General features: G+C 62.7%; 17 protein-coding genes. 11 read left to right on the top strand and 6 right to left on the bottom strand.

The features are described from left to right. The first annotated feature begins 79 nt into the window (after nucleotides 1-79). Nucleotides 80-829 carry a CTP synthase C-terminal region-related (seleno)protein gene (locus NKI66_RS22330; protein ID WP_023813534.1) on the top strand — a complete coding sequence of 250 codons (750 nt, stop codon included), beginning with the start codon at nucleotides 80-82 and terminating at the stop codon, nucleotides 827-829. A gap of 48 nt (nucleotides 830-877) precedes the next feature. Here the strand turns inward: NKI66_RS22330 and NKI66_RS22325 are convergent, their stop codons facing one another. Then, complete coding sequence (locus NKI66_RS22325; RefSeq protein ID WP_352611822.1) at nucleotides 878-1,702, bottom strand: DUF2189 domain-containing protein; 825 nt, start codon at nucleotides 1,700-1,702, stop codon at nucleotides 878-880. 300 nt (nucleotides 1,703-2,002) lie between these two features. Between NKI66_RS22325 and NKI66_RS22320 the strand changes: the two genes are divergently transcribed. Beyond that, nucleotides 2,003-3,226, top strand: a complete 1,224-nt coding sequence (locus NKI66_RS22320; RefSeq protein WP_352752977.1) for a TadE/TadG family type IV pilus assembly protein — start codon at nucleotides 2,003-2,005, stop codon at nucleotides 3,224-3,226. A 142-nt stretch (nucleotides 3,227-3,368) separates the two neighbouring features. On the opposite strand, the gene NKI66_RS22315 is transcribed toward NKI66_RS22320, so the two are convergent. After that, a complete protein-coding gene (locus NKI66_RS22315) occupies nucleotides 3,369-4,085 on the bottom strand; it encodes a glutathione S-transferase family protein (protein WP_352611824.1) in 717 nt (238 codons plus the stop codon). A 106-nt stretch (nucleotides 4,086-4,191) separates the two neighbouring features. Here NKI66_RS22315 and NKI66_RS22310 point away from each other — a divergent pair, with 106 nt between their 5' ends. Further along, the gene (locus tag NKI66_RS22310) at nucleotides 4,192-4,548 is read left to right on the top strand and encodes a winged helix-turn-helix transcriptional regulator (protein WP_352629684.1); all 357 of its coding nucleotides are present in this window, start codon (nucleotides 4,192-4,194) and stop codon (nucleotides 4,546-4,548) included. A gap of 59 nt (nucleotides 4,549-4,607) precedes the next feature. Beyond that, nucleotides 4,608-5,117 (top strand): CAP domain-containing protein, encoded by a 510-nt coding sequence (locus NKI66_RS22305; RefSeq protein ID WP_352752974.1) that lies wholly within the window; start codon nucleotides 4,608-4,610, stop codon nucleotides 5,115-5,117. 9 nt (nucleotides 5,118-5,126) lie between these two features. Here NKI66_RS22305 and NKI66_RS22300 read toward each other — a convergent pair whose 3' ends face one another. From NKI66_RS22300 to NKI66_RS22290, 3 genes are all read right to left on the bottom strand, one after another. Further along, on the bottom strand, nucleotides 5,127-6,659 hold the full coding sequence (locus NKI66_RS22300) for a DHA2 family efflux MFS transporter permease subunit (RefSeq protein ID WP_023813528.1): 1,533 nt from the start codon (nucleotides 6,657-6,659) through the stop codon (nucleotides 5,127-5,129). Between the two features lie 301 nt (nucleotides 6,660-6,960). Further along, complete coding sequence (locus NKI66_RS22295) at nucleotides 6,961-8,142, bottom strand: HlyD family secretion protein (protein ID WP_352752972.1); 1,182 nt, start codon at nucleotides 8,140-8,142, stop codon at nucleotides 6,961-6,963. After that, the gene (locus NKI66_RS22290) at nucleotides 8,139-8,618 is read right to left on the bottom strand and encodes a MarR family winged helix-turn-helix transcriptional regulator (RefSeq protein ID WP_023813527.1); all 480 of its coding nucleotides are present in this window, start codon (nucleotides 8,616-8,618) and stop codon (nucleotides 8,139-8,141) included. The genes NKI66_RS22295 and NKI66_RS22290 overlap by 4 nt, the downstream gene beginning before the upstream one ends. 213 nt (nucleotides 8,619-8,831) lie before the next feature. Here NKI66_RS22290 and NKI66_RS22285 point away from each other — a divergent pair, with 213 nt between their 5' ends. The 6 genes from NKI66_RS22285 to NKI66_RS22260 are packed head-to-tail and all read left to right on the top strand — an operon-like array spanning nucleotide 8,832 to nucleotide 14,674. Then, nucleotides 8,832-9,440 carry a CDP-alcohol phosphatidyltransferase family protein gene (locus tag NKI66_RS22285; protein WP_352752970.1) on the top strand — a complete coding sequence of 203 codons (609 nt, stop codon included), beginning with the start codon at nucleotides 8,832-8,834 and terminating at the stop codon, nucleotides 9,438-9,440. A gap of 39 nt (nucleotides 9,441-9,479) precedes the next feature. Then, entirely contained in the window at nucleotides 9,480-11,264 is a 1,785-nt protein-coding gene (locus tag NKI66_RS22280; protein ID WP_502900961.1) for a bifunctional alpha/beta hydrolase/class I SAM-dependent methyltransferase, read from the top strand. Between the two features lie 5 nt (nucleotides 11,265-11,269). After that, nucleotides 11,270-12,640, top strand: coding sequence for a phosphatase PAP2/dual specificity phosphatase family protein (locus NKI66_RS22275; RefSeq protein ID WP_352752966.1), 1,371 nt, complete (start codon nucleotides 11,270-11,272; stop codon nucleotides 12,638-12,640). Further along, nucleotides 12,637-13,080: a hypothetical protein gene (locus tag NKI66_RS22270; protein WP_352752964.1), complete on the top strand. Its 444-nt coding sequence runs from the start codon at nucleotides 12,637-12,639 to the stop codon at nucleotides 13,078-13,080. The genes NKI66_RS22275 and NKI66_RS22270 overlap by 4 nt, the downstream gene beginning before the upstream one ends. Then, nucleotides 13,077-13,739, top strand: a complete 663-nt coding sequence (locus NKI66_RS22265) for a lysophospholipid acyltransferase family protein (RefSeq protein ID WP_352752962.1) — start codon at nucleotides 13,077-13,079, stop codon at nucleotides 13,737-13,739. Before NKI66_RS22270 ends, NKI66_RS22265 begins: the two co-directional genes overlap by 4 nt. Further along, complete coding sequence (locus NKI66_RS22260; protein WP_352752960.1) at nucleotides 13,739-14,674, top strand: phosphatidate cytidylyltransferase; 936 nt, start codon at nucleotides 13,739-13,741, stop codon at nucleotides 14,672-14,674. Before NKI66_RS22265 ends, NKI66_RS22260 begins: the two co-directional genes overlap by 1 nt. A gap of 64 nt (nucleotides 14,675-14,738) precedes the next feature. Here the strand turns inward: NKI66_RS22260 and NKI66_RS22255 are convergent, their stop codons facing one another. After that, nucleotides 14,739-15,167 carry a Fur family transcriptional regulator gene (locus NKI66_RS22255; RefSeq protein ID WP_023813521.1) on the bottom strand — a complete coding sequence of 143 codons (429 nt, stop codon included), beginning with the start codon at nucleotides 15,165-15,167 and terminating at the stop codon, nucleotides 14,739-14,741. Nucleotides 15,168-15,311: 144 nt separating this feature from the next. Here NKI66_RS22255 and NKI66_RS22250 point away from each other — a divergent pair, with 144 nt between their 5' ends. Then, the gene (locus NKI66_RS22250) at nucleotides 15,312-16,259 is read left to right on the top strand and encodes a metal ABC transporter substrate-binding protein (protein WP_502900958.1); all 948 of its coding nucleotides are present in this window, start codon (nucleotides 15,312-15,314) and stop codon (nucleotides 16,257-16,259) included. The last annotated feature ends 18 nt before the right edge of the window (nucleotides 16,260-16,277 follow it).

Raw genomic sequence — 16,277 nt, 5'->3', positions numbered from 1 at the left:
TAGATATCATCCGAATGCATTTTACTTATGCATCTCCGATAACGCATCTGGAAGCTCACTTCAATTCATAGGAGCTCTCATGACACAACGACTCGCATTGGCGCTGATCGGTGAATACACGCCATCTTTCGAACCACACGCCAAGATGGACGAAGCGCTGGATCATGCCGGGTCCACGCTCGGTATCCAGTACGAACACCAGTGGATTTCGACCGAAGAACTGATCACCGGGGTCAGCGACAAGCTGGCACCTTTTGATGCGATCTGGATCGCTCCAGGCAGCCCGTACAGGAGCATGAATGGCGCTCTGAATGCCATCCGGCATGCCAGGGAAAACGAAATTCCTGCTTTGGGAACCTGCGGCGGTTGCCAGCATATGGTCGTCGAATATGCCCGCAACGTGCTGGGTTTCCAGGACGCCGAGCATGCGGAATACGATCCCTATGCTTCCACCCTGTTCGTCACACAGCTGACCTGTTCACTCGTTGGGCAAACCATGGACGTATTTCTGACGCGAGGGAGCCGGGCAGCGCGGATTTATGGACAAACGAACACGAAAGAGCGCTACTATTGCAACTTCGGCATCAATCCAGCCTACCAGAAAGAACTGGACGCCGGCGGCTTTCACATTGTCGGCAGGGATTCGAATGGCGAGGCTCGCGTCCTCCTGCTGCCATCCCACCCATTCTACCTTGCCACGCTCTTCGTGCCGCAGCTGACGTCGACAAAGCAGCACCCGCATCCAATCATTGTCGCCTTCCTGGAAAGCGCCCGGTCAAGACCGCGCGCCGCGTTTTGGGGCGGTGATGTTTCCCAGCTCAATCGCTGAACGGCCTATCGTCGTTGAGTGATTGCAAGAAGTTAGCGACAGCGCACCCTACATCGGCCACCTTGTCTGCTGCGCCCGCTCGGGCTCGACCACCTTGCGGTAGAGATGCCAGGTGGCATGGCCGAGCACCGGCATGACGACGGCTAGCCCGGCAAACAGCGGGATGGAACCGATCACCAGAAGCACGGCGACCAGCAAGCCCCACAGCGCCATCTGCAGCGGGTTGGCCATTACCGCCCGTGCCGAGGTCTCGATCGCCGAAACGGCGCCGACGTCACGGTCGAGCAGCAGCGGGAAGGCAACCACGGTGGTGGCCAGCACGATTACGGCAAAGACAAAGCCCGCGGCATTGCCGGCAAGGATCAGCGTCCAGCCCTTGCTGGTGGTCAGCACGTCGCGGATGAAGCCACCGATCGAGGCCGGCGGCTGGTCGCCGAACAGGCCGGTGTAGATCGATTGCGCGGTGTAGAGCCATAACAGGAACAGCGCCACCAGCATGATCCCGATGACGGCGATCGACGGAACCGCGGACGAGCGCCGCACATCAAACGCGTGCCGCCAGGAGGTGTTCATGCCGAGTTCGCGCCGGCGGCTGATCTCGTAAAGGCCGAGCGCCGCAAAGGGCCCGACCAGCGCGAAACCCGACATCAGGGGATAGATGAGCTGGATGGCGTTGGCCCCGGACGTCCACTGCGTCAGGATCAGGCCGACGATGGGATAGATCAAGCACAGGAACACATAGTGCGAAGGTTTTGCCCAGAAATCCTCGACGCCGAGGCGCAGCGCATCCCAAAGGTCCGACGTGGTGATGCGGCGCACCGTTGGCTGCACATGCATTCCACGTGCGTCCGCCATGACATGAAAGCCGGCCATAACCTTCCTCCCGTGTGTCGGGGCGGTCACCGCCAGGATGGCCGCCAGAGCTGCCACTTCAAGAACGAGAGGCACGATAGCAGAGTTGGCGGCGATTGTCGCCGCGTCAATTGCCTGGGGAGCAACTCCTCGTAGTGTTCAACTCTCCGTATGGCCTCTCATATGGCGTACCTTGGCGGTCCTTCATTTTGACCAATCATTGTGCTGCATTTTAGCATTTACGCATTTTAGCATTTACTTAAATTGCTCGTAGGGATCTTTGGCGTATCACCTGAGCTTTACGAAGTTCGGCGAGGAACTATGTTCGCATTGAAAGGCTTCTGGTCTTCGGAGCGTGGCAACTTTGCCATAACGACCGCCATCGGGATGCTGCCGATAATGATTGGTTTGGCCGGCGCCGTTGATCTGATCGGCACGAGCCATGACGCCTCGCAACTACAGAACTCGCTTGACGCGGCGGGGCTCGCCATCGGCACGAAGTTCTCTCCCGATATGGCGGCCGGCGATGTCCAGCAGCTTGGGCTGCAATTCTTCGCCGCCAATATGAGCGTGGCCGACCAGCAGGAATATCTGGGCAGCGTCTCCGCTTTCGCGGCAACGGCAAGCGGCAGCCCAAGCGCCTACTTTATCTCGCTGTCGTCCAGCATAAGCCGCCCAAGCTTCATCAGCGCCTCGGCCCCCTGGCAGGCCTACCGCTCGGCCTCGGTCAAGATAAAACCTGGCGCGCAGGCCTGCGTGCTGGCGCTCGATCCGCATGCGTCCGCCGCCGTGAACCTGCAGGGCTCGACCAACGTCTCGATGGACAATTGTGTGATCGCGGCGAACTCGGACGCCCCCGATTCCGTGAACAGGGGCGGCTCCGCCCTGGTTTCAGCGGGCTGTGTCTCAACTGTCGGCGGCACCAGCGGGCTGTTGCCACCCAGCGCCAGTCTCGCCTGCGGAACGCCGCACGAACATCGGTACGCATCCTTTGATCCGCTGGCCGACGTCGTTCCTCCCCCTTACGCATTGTGTTTGCCGGTCCCGAACGGCAAAACCTACACGCTGTCGCCAGGCACTTATTGCGACAAGACATTGTCGGGAAACATCACGCTCGATCCGGGCGTCTACATCATGCGCGGCACCACCATAAAGCCAGGGGGAAACGGCAGCCTGACTGGCCAGGGCGTGACCATATTCCTCATGGAAAGCGCTCAGATCTACATAAATGCCAATGAGAAGGTGAACCTTTCCCCGCCCACCAGCGGCCCTTATGCCGGTATCACCATTTTTCAGGATCACGGCAACACGTCTGCTCTGACATTGAATGGCGGCGCAAATTCCGTGATCAGCGGTTTTATCTACGCGCCGGACGCGCCCATTTCCTACGCCGGCAACTCTGATATGAGCGCCCAGGGCAACTGTCTCAGGCTTGTCGGCAATACGATACAGATGACCGGAAACTCGTCCGTCAAGTCGGATTGCGCGGCGGCGCTTGGAAATCGCACAATGTATGCCGATCGGATGATCACTCTGGTGAAATGAGAAACGACCCGATGTCCGGCGGCGCAAGCGGTCGCGTTGAGAAAAATGGCGGTCGCGTTTAACAATGCCGGAGTGCGGCGACCGCACTCCGGCAGATCAGTGCCTCTCACAAAGTCACATCCTGGTTGAAGATGGAGTATCGCTACGATTGCGCCGGTGCAGCGAAGCGATCGATCACCTCAGTCAGCGGGACGTGGCCAAGGCAGGCGCCAGAACCGGCTGGCTCTTCGCCATCCTCGACAGCCAGGGCATAACGCACGGCCGGATCGGCTTCGATGCGAAGGCGCAATCCGGCCAGCTTGGGATAGGCAGCGCCGTCGATCGCCTGGTGAAATTCCGCCCAGCGTGCCACGCCGATCAGCGTGGTATCGGCCAGAGTCAGCCGGTCGCCGACCAGGAAATCCGTATCGGCGATCATCGCCTCGAGCCGATCATGACGTTCCGCAACGGCCTTGCGGCCGAACTCCCGCAAGGTCGCCTTCAGCGCGGGTTCATCCGCCGCCATTTCCAATGCCACCCAGAGCGGGCTGAAGGCGGCGGTGAAACCGGTGTTCACGACGGCCATCAACTGGTGCATGCGGTCGGCTTGCGGCGTGCGCGGTTCGAAGCTGATGCGACGCTGTGTGTCGCGGGCTTCGAGCCATGCGGCGATGGCCATTGTCTCGGTGAGCACCCGGCCTTCGTCGGTGATCAGCACCGGCGTTTCCTGACGGTCGTTGATGCTGGCATAGGCATCGTTTTTCATCTCGGTGAGCATGTCGACGCGGCACAGGCGATAGGGTTGCCCGACGCGTTCGAAGGCAGCGACGAGCCCCATCGAGCTTCCCGCCGGGAAGCCATAAAGCAGGATAGGTTCCATTTGTTTTCTTCCGTGATTGAGGAGATCACGCCGCGCAGCGAAACTTGACCCTAAACGCTGGTCGTCCCATGTAAATTACGCACAATTCTGTAACCAGGATCCGCCCATGAAAGACGTCGTCTCATGCTGTCCGATCGAAGAGACCATGCGCGTGCTCAGCGGCCGCTGGCCCACTTTGCTGCTCTACTATCTGAAGGACGGGACCAAGCGGTTCAGCGACCTGAGGCGCGACAACCCCACCGTGTCGCACCGCATTCTGGCTCTGGAACTGCGCAAGCTGGAGGAAGCCGGTATCGTGCGGCGAACGGCGCACTCCGGCTATCCGCTGCGGGTCGACTATGACCTCACGGCGCCTGGCCGCAAGCTTGTACCGCTCATCGACGCGCTGGGCTCGTGGTGGGTGCATACGGAAGACGACCGGATGCGCGGTTCCTCGGACGCAGATCTCGATACTGCCGCCTAACATCTTCGATTTTCGCCGCCCTGCCCGGCAAAAGCCATGATCGACGTTATCTCAGGGGCATGACCATAGCGAAAATCGAAACCCCCGCGATGCCGAAACTGAACAGGCGCATGGTGCTGGCCGGCCTCGCCGCCCTAGCGGGACTCGCCGCCTGCAGCACTGTTTCACTGCCAACCGGCGAAGGCGCCGGGGTCTCCTCCTCCGCCACCGGCACGCTGGCCAGTATCCGCGCCTCGGCCGGGCTGGCGCCGATGGTCCCCGACCGGCAGCTCGAACAGGCCGCCCTGCAGCAGGCCGGCTACATGGCGCAGCGCCGCCGCATGAGCCACACCACCGGCTGGGGCAAGGATTTCGCCTCGCGCGTCAGGGACAATCGAATTTCCGGTGCCGCGGCGGAGAACATCGCCGAGGGTCGTTTCGACCTCGAGAAACTGTTCGACATCTGGGGGCATTCACCAGGCCATCGCCGCAACATGCTCGACCCGCGCTTCACCCGCTTCGGCCTTGCCTATGTGCGCGACGGCGGCGACAGCAAGCTCCGTTACTGGAGCCTGGTGCTCGGGAAATAGGGTGGAAAGCTAATCCATATGCGCTGCCGGCGCGCCGCCGGCAGGCGCCTGCTTCGGCTTGCGCAGCAGGAAAACAAACGGAATGGCAAGCAGCGTCATCACCATGAGCATTTTGAAGTCATTGACGTAAGAGATCATCATCGCCTGGAGATTGACCATGCGATCGACCTGTGAGAGCGCCATGGGATCGCCGCTCGCGGCGGCTGGAGAGACCGCCCACAGATTCGGATTGAATGGGTTGATGAAGGCCGAAAGCTCGGTGTGGTTGACCTGCGTGTTGCGCACCATCAGAACCGTCACGACCGACACGCCAATGGATGAGCCAAGATTGCGCACCAGGCTAAACAAAGCCGTGGCATCGGTGCGGAAGCGCACGTCAAGCGTGGCGAAGGCGACGGTCGACAGCGGCACGAACACCATTCCCATCCCCAGGCCCTGGATGACGCCGGAGCTGAGGATCAGCCAATTGTCCATCTGTGGCGTGAAGCTGGACATGGTGTAGAGCGATTGCGCCGTGAGCAGAAAGCCGATGACGACAAGAATCCTGGCGTCGATCCTGCTCATGAGCCGCCCCACGACAAGCATCGAAATCATGGTGCCGACACCGCGCGGCCCCAACACGACACCGATGGTGACGGTCGGATAGCCGAAGATGGTCGACAGCATCGGCGGCAGCAGCGACATCGAGGCCAGGATCAGCACGCCCATGACGAAGATGAATGCCAGCCCGGTCACGAAATTGCGGTCGAGGAAGATCTTGGGATCGATGAAAGGACGTTCCGCCGTCAGCGTGTGGATGATGAACACCCAGAATCCGGTGATCGAAAGAGCAAGCTCGATCCAGATCTCGACCGAGGAAAACCAGTCGACCTCGCCGCCGCGGTCGAGCAGCAGCTGCAGCGCACCGACACCGAGCGATAACATGGCGAAGCCGAAGAAATCGAAGCTGCGCACCCGCCGGGCAACCGCCGGCAGATAGGCGGCCATGCCGAGGAAGGCGATGATGCCGACCGGCAGGTTGATGAAGAACACCCAGCGCCAGTTGAAATTTTCGGTCAGCCAGCCGCCGAGCGTCGGACCCAGGATCGGCCCCAGCATGATGCCGGCGCCCCAGATGGCCATTGCCTGGCCGTGACGTTCCCTGGGGTTGATGTCGAGCAGGAAGGTTTGCGACAGTGGCACGATGGCGGCGCCGAACACGCCTTGCATCAGCCGGAAGAACACTATGCTCTCCAGACTCCAGGCGATACCGCACAGCATCGAAAACACGGTGAAACCGACAACCGCCCCCAGGAACAGTTCCTTGCGGCCGAAGCGATCGGCCAGCCAGCCGGTGACCGGCGTCATGATGGCGGCGGCGACGATGTAGGAGGTCAGCACCCAGTTGATGTTGTCGGGTGAGGCGCCGAGATCGCCGGTCATGGTCGGCAGCGCGACGTTGGCGATCGTCGTGTCGAGCGCCTGCATGATCGTCGCCAGCATGAGCGCGACCGTGATCAGGCCGCGATGCGGCACTTCTTTGAAGGGTTCGGGCGTGCTCATGGCATGAAACTTCCAGCAGGTAACAAAAACGTGTACAAGGGGTTTCCGGGCGGCAACGCCTTCCGTTGAGAGACCCTCGTCGCGGTGGGACGCGATTGTCGATGTGGGGGTTACATCGACTGAAAGTCTCTGATGAGCGGATGCCTGCCGCCCGGAAACATGAGGACCGACGGGTCCGCGTCGGAGATTTCAGATTTCGGCCAGGCCGCTACGCGGCGCGCCCAAACGCTGATCCTCCAGCTCCTCCCATCAGACCAATCCTGCTATTCACCTCCGCCGCTGGTCCTGCGGCATTCTGACGTTACTGCGCGGCCTCGCCAGCCGTGGCGTGACCGAAGATCGAAGGCAGGCCACGCGCCACGCCGGTGTCGACGGTAACGGTGGCGCTCATGCCGGTGCGCAACGCCATCTTGGCGTCCGCATCGGTCAATTCGAGACGAACCGGGATGCGCTGCGTGACCTTGACCCAGTTGCCGGTGGCATTCTGGGCTGGCAGCAGCGAGAACTCGGCTCCCGTGCCGGCGCCGATCGCCTTGACCGTCGCCTCGAAGGTGCGCCCTGGATAGGTGTCGACCACGATCTCGGCCTTCTGGCCGGGCTTCATGTGGGTGAGCTGCGTTTCCTTGAAATTGGCATCGATCCAGGTGTCGCCGGTCTCGACCAGTGAAAACAGCGGCGTGCCGGAACCGACATACTGGCCGACCTTGAACGACGAGGCCTGGCTGACGATGCCGTCCGCCGGCGCCTTGACCGTGGTCTGCGCCAGGTCGTAGGCCGCCTTGTCGCGCGCGGCGAGCGCGGCCATCACGGTCGGGTGCTTGTCGGTCTCGATATCGGGATTGCCGCCAAGGGCTGCCTTGGCGCTGATGATGCCTTGCTCGGCAACGGCCAGCTGCTGCTTGGCCTTGTCGAGATCGTTCTTGGCCTCGTCCAGCGACGATTTGGCGTTGATGCCCTTCTGGGCAAGATCGGCGGCGCGGTCGAACTGCGACTGGGCGAAGACGACCTGGCTGGCATCGGACTTCTGCTGAGCCATCGACTGGCCATAGGCCGCGCGCAGCTGCTCGACATTGAGACGCGCGCCCGCCACCGCCGCGTCGGCCTGCGCCAGCGCGATCCGGTATGGCTCGGGGTCGATGGCAAAGAGCTCGTCACCCTGCTTGACCAGCTGGTTATCGAAGATGTCGACCTTGACGATGCGGCCTGCCGTGTCGGAAGCGATCGACACCTTGGCCTGCTGCAGGTTGGCGTTCTCGGTCTCCTGGTAGCGGCCGCCGGTGACCCAGACGTAGCCGCCCCCGACAGCGAGTGCCGCGGGCAGCGCGACCATCAGCAGGAAGCGGCCCAGCCGGCGCTTTTTCTTCACCGGCGCCGGGGCCGGCTGCACTGGGGGAGCAACCGCCACCGGGGCCGCGGCCGGCTGCGCCGGCGCTTCCATCTCCAGTTCGGTCGTGTTCTTGTCTATCTTGGCTACCGCGTTCATGCTGCTGCGCCTTCTGTATTCTTCACTTTTTCAATGGACGGCGTCTCGTCGTCGGTCAGGTTGCGGACCATCGCCTCGAGCCCTTCGACGAGGACGCGACGGGCTTCCGGCTTCACGCCGACCAGCGATTCCTCATAGACTTCCCCGGCAATGCTCTTGATCACGGCGTAGGCGTCGCTCGCCTTGGGCGTCAGGAAGATCATGCGGACGCGACGATCGGCGGCGTCGGCACGACGCTCGATCCAGCCTCCCTCCTCCATGCGGTCGACCAGGCGCGAAACGCTGATCGGCTCGATTTCGAGAAGTTCGGCCAGCCGTGCCTGCGCGACGCCGTCTTCCTTGGCAACGCGGACCAGAAGCCGCCATTGCGCCGAAGAAAGCCCCAAGCCACTGGCCCTCGCCTCGAAGCGCTTGCGCATCAGGCGCTGCACGTCGTGAATCAAGAAGCCCAATCTGTCGATGCCATCAGAAACCATGAGCGGGATATATAATAAGCGTGCTCACTATTCAAGATGCCGCGTTGCATAAGAAGCCGGCAGATATGCACGACAGTCATGCGATGCAGGCATGGTTACCGATTGGTGAGCGCCTGTCGCCATGCCAGCCGGCTTCGCCGCTCCGCCACGTCATGCTGGTCGGGTCTGACATATTGATGTACAGCCGTTGGTCAGGATCGGGGGATCACGAAAATGCCGACGCTCTACGCTCTCAAGCCGGCCTTCCAGGGACGGCTGCGGCCGCTGGTCAATCGGCTGGCGGCAATCGGGGTCACCGCAAACAGCATAACCATCCTGGCGGCCGTGATGTCGATAACCGCCGGCGCGGCCATCGCGATCCTGCACGAATGGCGCTGGCTGCTGTTGCTTATCCCCGTGGTGATGTTCGTGCGCATGGCGCTGAATGCCGTGGATGGCATGCTGGCACGGGAACATGGGCAGGCGTCGACGCTCGGCATGTATCTGAACGAGTTGTGCGACGTCGTTTCGGACCTCGCACTGATTCTTCCTTTTGCCGTCTTTCCGGAATTTGGCGCATGGGGCGTCATCGCCTTCGCGATATCGGCCGTGTTGACCGAATTCGCCGGCGTGCTCGGCATTGCCGCCAAGATCGGACGCAACTATGCCGGGCCATTCGGCAAGAGCGACAGAGCGCTGGCGCTCGGTGTGGTCGCCGTGCTGTGCGCCGCCGGGATCTGGCCGGCATCGATAGCACCGTTTGTGTTTCCGGCCATGGCAACGCTTTCGCTGCTGACCGCCATAAACCGGATACGCGCCGGCCTTATTGGCAGCGCCAGCTGAGCATCGAGGCTCGCCATGCCGCCAGAGGGGAAGACCATGATGCACGAACCAATCGCCGCCGCGGCCACGCAAAGCCTTGCGCGGCAAGCGCAGGAGCGGGTTTTCCGCAGCCATGACGGGACGGAGATCTTCTACCGATTCTGGCCGGCGGACTCCGCCGGTGCCAAGGGCGCGGTGGTGCTGTTCCATCGCGGCCACGAGCATGGCGGCCGCATGGCCCATCTCGTCGATGAATTGCGGATGCCGGACCACGCCTTCTATGCCTGGGACGCCCGCGGCAATGGCCGCTCATCCGGCGAGCGCGGCTATGCCCCGTACTTCTCGGCGCTGGTGCGCGACATCGACTGCTTCATGCGCGAGATTGCAGCCAGGGATGGCGTCGCCACTGGGGATATCGCGCTGATCGCGCAGTCCTTCGGCGCCGTGCTCGCCGCCGCCTGGGTGCATGACTATGCGCCGAAGCTGCGCGCCATGGTGCTGGCTTCACCGGCCTTCTCGGTGAAACTCTACGTACCCTTCGCCAAGGAGGGCATCGCGCTCTGGCAGAAGATCAAGGGCCGCTTTTTCGTCAATTCCTACGTCAAGGCGAAATTCCTGACCCACGATCCTGTGCGCATCGCCTCCTTCGAGAGCGATCCGCTGATCGCGCGGCCGATCGCTTCCAACATCCTGGTCGAACTCTACCAGCATGCCGCACGCATCGTCGCTGACGCCCGCGCCATCAGCGTGCCGACCCAGCTTCTGCTCTCGGGCAGCGACTGGGTGGTGCGCCACGGCCCGCAGCACGAGTTCTTCGTCAATCTCGGCAGCCGCACCAAGGAACGCCATGTGCTGCCGGGCTTCTTTCACGACACGCTGGGCGAACGCGACCGGGCGCAGGCCCTCGAGCTGATCCGGCCGTTCCTCGCCAGGCAATTCGCGGCACCGGACGCGCCGGTCGACCTGAAGCAGGCGGACACCGCCGGCTACACCCGCGACGAGGCCGACCGGCTTGCCTCGCCGCTCGCTCTGATGTCGCCCAAGGGCCTCTATTGGGCATTCAGCCGCGCCTCCATCCGCATGGGTGCCTGGGTCTCGCAGGGCATGAAGACCGGCATCGCCACCGGCTTCGATTCCGGCTCGACATTGGATTACGTCTACGAGAACGACGCGCGGGGTCTCACACCTCTTGGCCGCGTCGTCGACCGTGTCTTCCTGGAGGCCATTGGCTGGCGCGGCATCCGCCAGCGCAAGCTGCATCTCGAAGAGCTCATCGGCTCTTGCGTGGCGACGCTCAAGGCCGCTGGCCGGCCGGCGCACATTCTCGACATCGCCGCCGGCCATGGCCGCTATGTTCTCGATGCCATCGCGAAGAGCCCCGACCAGCCAGCGAGCGTTCGCCTGCAGGATTATTCCGACCTCAACGTCCAGCTTGGCCGCAAGCTGATCGCTGAGCGGCAATTGCCGGCTGATGTCTCGTTCCAGCGCGCCGATGCCTTCGATGCCGACATGCTCGCCAACGTCGATCCGGCCCCCGACCTCGCCATCGTTTCCGGCCTCTACGAGCTGTTCTCGGACAACGCGATGATCGCCCGCTCGCTTGGTGGTTTGGCCAGCGCCATGCAGCCGGGCAGCCTGCTGCTCTACACCAACCAGCCTTGGCATCCGCAGCTCGAGATGATCGCCCGCAGCCTGACTTCGCATCGCGGCGGCGAGGCCTGGGTGATGCGGCGGCGCACGCAGGGCGAGATGGACCAGCTCGTCGAATCCGCCGGGTTCGAGAAGCTCGACCAGCGCATCGACCAATGGGGCATCTTCACCGTCTCGGTCGCGCGGCGCCGCTGAACAGCATGGTCTTATCGCCTGCACCCACCGCGCGCGCCGAGCCTTATGGACGGGTGGTCGTCAGGGCTGCGCTCTGGCTGGCCTTGCTGGCACCATTCTTCTATCTCAGCTACGGCTTCGCCAACTGGCTGGCCTCGCGGCGCGACGATGTCGGCAGCATCGTGTTCTCGTGGGAGCACGGCATTCCGTTCGTCGCCTGGACCATCGTGCCCTATTGGTCGATCAACCTGTTCTACGGCCTGTCGCTGCTGCTCAACAACGACAGGCAAGGGGTGGACCGCCTGGCCGGGCGTTATCTCACCGCGCAAATCGTCGCCGTTGCCTGCTTCATCCTGTTCCCGCTGACCGCGACATTCGTGCGACCGGCGACGACCGGCCTGCCCGGCTTCCTGTTTGCCGTGCTCGGCGGTTTCGACAAGCCGTTCAACCAGGCGCCCTCGCTGCACATCGCCCTTCTGGTGATCATCTGGGATCATTGGCGCCACCGGCTCGGCGGTTTTCTCCTGGCGCTCTGGCACGGCTGGTGCTTCCTGATCGGCGCCTCGGTGCTGACGACCTGGCAGCATCATTTCATCGACATCCCGACCGGCGCGCTGCTCGGGCTCTTTGCGTTGTGGCTGTTTCCGCGCAGCGGCGCGCTGCTCGGGCTCTTTGCGTTGTGGCTGTTTCCGCGCAGCGGCGCGTTGCCGTTTTCAGGCTTCCGGCTGACCAGCGATGTGCAAGCGCGGCGGCTGGCGCGGTTCTATGCGCTGGGCGCCGTTCTTGCGCTGGCGGGCGCCGCGCTCGGTGCATTCGTTTGCGCTGTCGCCCTCTTCCTGCTTTGGCCGGCTTTGGCGCTGGCCATCGTCGCCCTCGCCTATGCAGGGGCAGTCGAAAAAGTGTTCCAGAAATCCGCCGATGGCAGCATCACGCTTGCAAGCCGTGTCCTGCTCTTGCCTTACCGTCTCGGCGCCAGGGCAAACATATGGGCCTGGACGCGCAAACTTGCTCCCCAGGTGGCGATTGCCGATGGCGTCTTTCTCGGGCGCTTTCCTACGGCACGCGAGGCCAACGGCTTCGGCACGGTCATCGACCTTGCCGCCGAACTTGAAAGACCGGCGGCAGCCGATTGCCGCTGGATCAGCTTTCCGATGGTCGACCTGTTGCCGCCGCCAGTGGCGATACGGCAACAGGCAGCCGGCGCGCTGGAGAGTGCGCGCCGCGACGGCACCGTGCTGGTGTGCTGCGCGCTCGGCTTCCAGCGCAGCGCCGGCGTCGTGGCCGAATGGCTGGTGGCGACCGGCAGGGCCAAAACGTCGACGCTCGCCCGCGAGATGCTCGCGGCCCTCGGCCGGCCGGTTCATCTTGCAGAAGCCACGGATCCGGCGGCGTCATGACCGGCAATGCCTATCAGGACCGCACCCATCGCTTCGCTGGCATGCTGATGCGGCAGGCAGCGTGGCCGGCCGCAATCGTGGTGGCCGCGGACATCCTTGCGCCGCTGGCTGCCTCGACGCGCGGCGCTTTCGAAAACTTGCCCGCGGCCGTTGCTTTGTCGATCACCGCCGCGAGCGCGGTGGCGGTGCTGATGCTGTCGACACTGCTGGCGTTTGACGCGCTGCTGTTCCGGATCATGGCCAGCCATGATGACGAAGCTTCCGGCGGTGCCGCAGTGGACGACATGCTGGCGCGCATGCGCCTGAAAACGGCTCCGTCCGCGACACGCTCGCTCGATGACCGCATGGCCGGCACGCGTCGTCTGCTGTTCAAGCAGCGTGCCGCCCTGGCTCTGTTTGCCGCAGCACTTCTGGCGGCAGGGTTTTGGGCGCCGCGATGAACAGGCTTTCGCTCAAGACCTTCACCTTGCTGCAGACGGTAACCTCGGTCGGCCTGTCGGCGCTGGCCCGGATGGTGACGGGCGTGCGGCCGATCTGGAACGGCAGCCTGCCCTCCGACCGCCAGCGCATCTATTTCGCCAACCACACCAGCCATGGCGACTTCATCCTTTTGTCGGCCTGCCTCAGCGAAAGGGAGCGCGCGATCACCCATGCTGTTGCCGCAGGCGAATATTGGGGGAAGTCGCGGCTGCGCCGCTTCATCGCGCAGGACATGCTGTCGTCGGTGCTCATCAACCGGCAGTGGACGAGACCTGAGGAAAATCCGATCAAGATCATGCTGTCGGTTCTCGACCAGGGGCACTCGCTGATCCTGTTTCCCGAAGGCACACGCAACATGACCGAAGAGCCGCTGCTGGCATTCCGCTCCGGGCTCTACAATTTGTCGACGGCGCGGCCTGAGGTCGAGCTGATCCCGTGCTGGATCGAGAACATGTCGCGCGTGCTGCCCAAGGGCCAGTTCCTGCCGGTGCCGCTGCTGTGCCGCGTCGTCTTCGGCGCGCCGGTGGCGATCGGTCCGGGAGAAGAACGCCGCGCCTTCCTCGAACGCGCCCACGCCACGCTTCTGGCGCTCAACCCGCGTCCCGAGCGAGACGATTGATGCGCCACGAAATCTCCATCCTGATCATCGGCCTGCTGGCGGTTTTGACCACCGCCAGCATCGTCGCCACCCTACTTTCGGCGCGAGCGCCGAAGCCGCTCAGTTCGACGCTGGTCAATCTCACCCAGCGCATCAACGCCTGGTGGGTGATGGTGGCGCTGATGACGGTCGCCTTCTTCTTCGGGCGTTACGGAATGACCATTCTGTTCGCTCTGATCTCCTTCGCCGCGCTGCGCGAATTCGTGACGCTGACGCACACCCGCCGCAGCGACCATTGGGTGCTGCTTGGCATGTTCGGCATCATCATCCCGTTTCAATACTGGCTGGTGTGGACCGCCTGGTACGGTCTCTTCGTCATCTTCATTCCGGTCTATTGCTTCCTGCTGATGCCGGCCATAACGGCGCTGCATGGCGACACCGAACGCTTCCTCGAGCGGATCGCCGCGCAGCAATGGGCGGTGATGATCTCGGTCTATTGCGTCAGCCATGTCCCTGCCCTGCTGACACTCGAGGTGCCGGGCTTCGAAGACCGCACCCTGCTGCTGATCGCCTTCCTGATCATCGTCGTGCAAGGCAGCGACGTGCTGCAGTACATCTTCGGCAAGCTGTTTGGAAAACACCGTTTCTCGCCGAACGTCTCGCCGTCGAAAACCTGGGAAGGCCTGATCGGCGGACTGGTGTCGGCGAGCCTGCTCGGCGCGCTGCTATCGTTCGTGACACCCTTCTCGCCGCTGCAGGCAGCAGCCGTGGCCTTCGTCGCCTGCTCGATGGGATTTCTCGGCGGGCTGGTCGCCTCGGCCATCAAGCGCGATCAGGGCGTCAAGGACTGGGGCCATCTCATCGAAGGCCATGGCGGCATGATGGACCGCACCGACAGCCTGGTCTTCGCCGCCCCGGTGTTCTTCCACATCGTGCGCTATTTCTGGACCGTGTGATCCGGCGATCTGTTGCCGCGCTCAAAGCGGTTGCGGATGAGCATGGTGACGACCAGAAACCACGCTATTTAGCGCGTTTCCTGACATACAGTTCCAGCTTGTGGCGGACGATTTCGAAGCCAAGCTCCGACGCTATCTCGGCCTGCAGTTTCTCGATTTTGTCGGAACGGAACTCGATCACCTGACCGGTGTCGAGGTCGATGAGATGGTCGTGATGTTCACGGTCCGCGTTTTCGAACCGGGCGCGGCCCTCGTCGAAGGCATGACGCTGGATGGCGCCTTTCTCCTCCAGGAGCCGCAACGTCCGGTAGACGGTCGACAAGGAAATGCTGCCGTCGATCTGGTGGGCACGAGAATACAATTCGTTCGCGTCCGGATGGTCGTGCGCATCCGCCAGCAGCCGCAAGATCACCTTGCGTTGTTCGGTCATCCGGACACCGGCGGCTTTCAAATTGCTCCGGAATCGCTCGAAAAGGTCGTTGTCCGCTTTCATCCGTCATACTTAGCCGCGTTGCCACGCGACTGCAATTAGCTACTTGCAAATCAGTTGCAACTGCAATATCAGATGCAAATCACTTGCATTAGCATGACGCGAGCAGCGCATGGGCGACGATCAACTCCAGTCGAAAGGCATCCGATGACTGTTTCTGCTTCCCCAACCCGCAGGACGATGCTGCGGGCGCTTGGCGGCCTTGTGGCCATCGGTTTTGCGACGATGGCGAGCCTCGTTCCGGTCATGGCACAGGAGACCCGGCCTGCGGCAGGGAAGGTTCTGCGCATCGTGACGACGTTCACGATCATCCAGGATATCGCGCAAAACGTAGCCGGGACCGCGGCAATCGTAGAGTCGGTGACCAAGCCCGGCGCTGAAATCCACGATTATCAGCCGACGCCGCTCGACGTGGTGAAGGCGCAATCGGCCGACCTCGTGCTCTGGAACGGCATGAACCTCGAACGCTGGTTCGAGAAATTCTTCGACAACGTGAAGAACGTGCCGAGTGCCGTCGTCACGGAGGGCATAGAGCCGATGGGGATCAAGGAGGGACCTTACGAAGGCAAGCCCAATCCGCATGCGTGGATGTCGCCGAAGAACGCCCTCATCTATGTCGAGAACATCCGCAAGGCGCTGTCCAAGGCGGATCCGGCAAACGCCCCGGTCTATGCCGCCAATGCCGCCGCCTATTCGGAAAAGATCAAGGCAATCGACGAGCCCATGCGCAAGCGCCTGTCGGCGATCCCAACGGACCAACGCTGGCTGGTTACAAGCGAAGGCGCTTTCAGCTACCTGGCACGCGACTTCGATCTGCGCGAAGCCTATCTGTGGCCGATCAACGCCGACCAGCAAGGCACCCCGCAACAGGCGCGCAAGCTGATCGACCTGGTGCGCGAGAACAAGATTCCGGTGTTGTTCAGCGAAAGCACCATTTCCGACAAGGCGGCCAAGCAAGTCGCGCGCGAAACCGGAGCCACCTATGGAGGCGTTCTCTACGTCGATTCGCTGAGCGAGGAAGACGGCCCGGTTCCGACCTATCTGAAGCTTCTCGAAACCACCGTCGAGACGATCGTCCAGGGGTTCGGCGGGTGACCGGGGTTCGCACCGCGC

It is taken from the genome of Mesorhizobium sp. M0518 (assembly GCF_040321125.1).
GTDB lineage: Bacteria > Pseudomonadota > Alphaproteobacteria > Rhizobiales > Rhizobiaceae > Mesorhizobium.
This window is presented reverse-complemented; position numbering and strand designations above follow the sequence as displayed.

Excerpts from the sequence above, each read along its gene's own strand:
- NKI66_RS22330 (WP_023813534.1), top strand. The coding sequence starts at position 80 with ATGACACAACGACTCGCATTGGCGCTGATCGGTGAATACACGCCATCT.
- NKI66_RS22325 (WP_352611822.1), bottom strand. The coding sequence starts at position 1,702 with ATGGCCGGCTTTCATGTCATGGCGGACGCACGTGGAATGCATGTGCAG.
- NKI66_RS22320 (WP_352752977.1), top strand. The coding sequence starts at position 2,003 with ATGTTCGCATTGAAAGGCTTCTGGTCTTCGGAGCGTGGCAACTTTGCC.
- NKI66_RS22315 (WP_352611824.1), bottom strand. The coding sequence starts at position 4,085 with ATGGAACCTATCCTGCTTTATGGCTTCCCGGCGGGAAGCTCGATGGGG.
- NKI66_RS22310 (WP_352629684.1), top strand. The coding sequence starts at position 4,192 with ATGAAAGACGTCGTCTCATGCTGTCCGATCGAAGAGACCATGCGCGTG.
- NKI66_RS22305 (WP_352752974.1), top strand. The coding sequence starts at position 4,608 with ATGACCATAGCGAAAATCGAAACCCCCGCGATGCCGAAACTGAACAGG.
- NKI66_RS22300 (WP_023813528.1), bottom strand. The coding sequence starts at position 6,659 with ATGAGCACGCCCGAACCCTTCAAAGAAGTGCCGCATCGCGGCCTGATC.
- NKI66_RS22295 (WP_352752972.1), bottom strand. The coding sequence starts at position 8,142 with ATGAACGCGGTAGCCAAGATAGACAAGAACACGACCGAACTGGAGATG.
- NKI66_RS22290 (WP_023813527.1), bottom strand. The coding sequence starts at position 8,618 with ATGGTTTCTGATGGCATCGACAGATTGGGCTTCTTGATTCACGACGTG.
- NKI66_RS22285 (WP_352752970.1), top strand. The coding sequence starts at position 8,832 with ATGCCGACGCTCTACGCTCTCAAGCCGGCCTTCCAGGGACGGCTGCGG.
- NKI66_RS22280 (WP_502900961.1), top strand. The coding sequence starts at position 9,480 with ATGCACGAACCAATCGCCGCCGCGGCCACGCAAAGCCTTGCGCGGCAA.
- NKI66_RS22275 (WP_352752966.1), top strand. The coding sequence starts at position 11,270 with ATGGTCTTATCGCCTGCACCCACCGCGCGCGCCGAGCCTTATGGACGG.
- NKI66_RS22270 (WP_352752964.1), top strand. The coding sequence starts at position 12,637 with ATGACCGGCAATGCCTATCAGGACCGCACCCATCGCTTCGCTGGCATG.
- NKI66_RS22265 (WP_352752962.1), top strand. The coding sequence starts at position 13,077 with ATGAACAGGCTTTCGCTCAAGACCTTCACCTTGCTGCAGACGGTAACC.
- NKI66_RS22260 (WP_352752960.1), top strand. The coding sequence starts at position 13,739 with ATGCGCCACGAAATCTCCATCCTGATCATCGGCCTGCTGGCGGTTTTG.
- NKI66_RS22255 (WP_023813521.1), bottom strand. The coding sequence starts at position 15,167 with ATGAAAGCGGACAACGACCTTTTCGAGCGATTCCGGAGCAATTTGAAA.
- NKI66_RS22250 (WP_502900958.1), top strand. The coding sequence starts at position 15,312 with ATGACTGTTTCTGCTTCCCCAACCCGCAGGACGATGCTGCGGGCGCTT.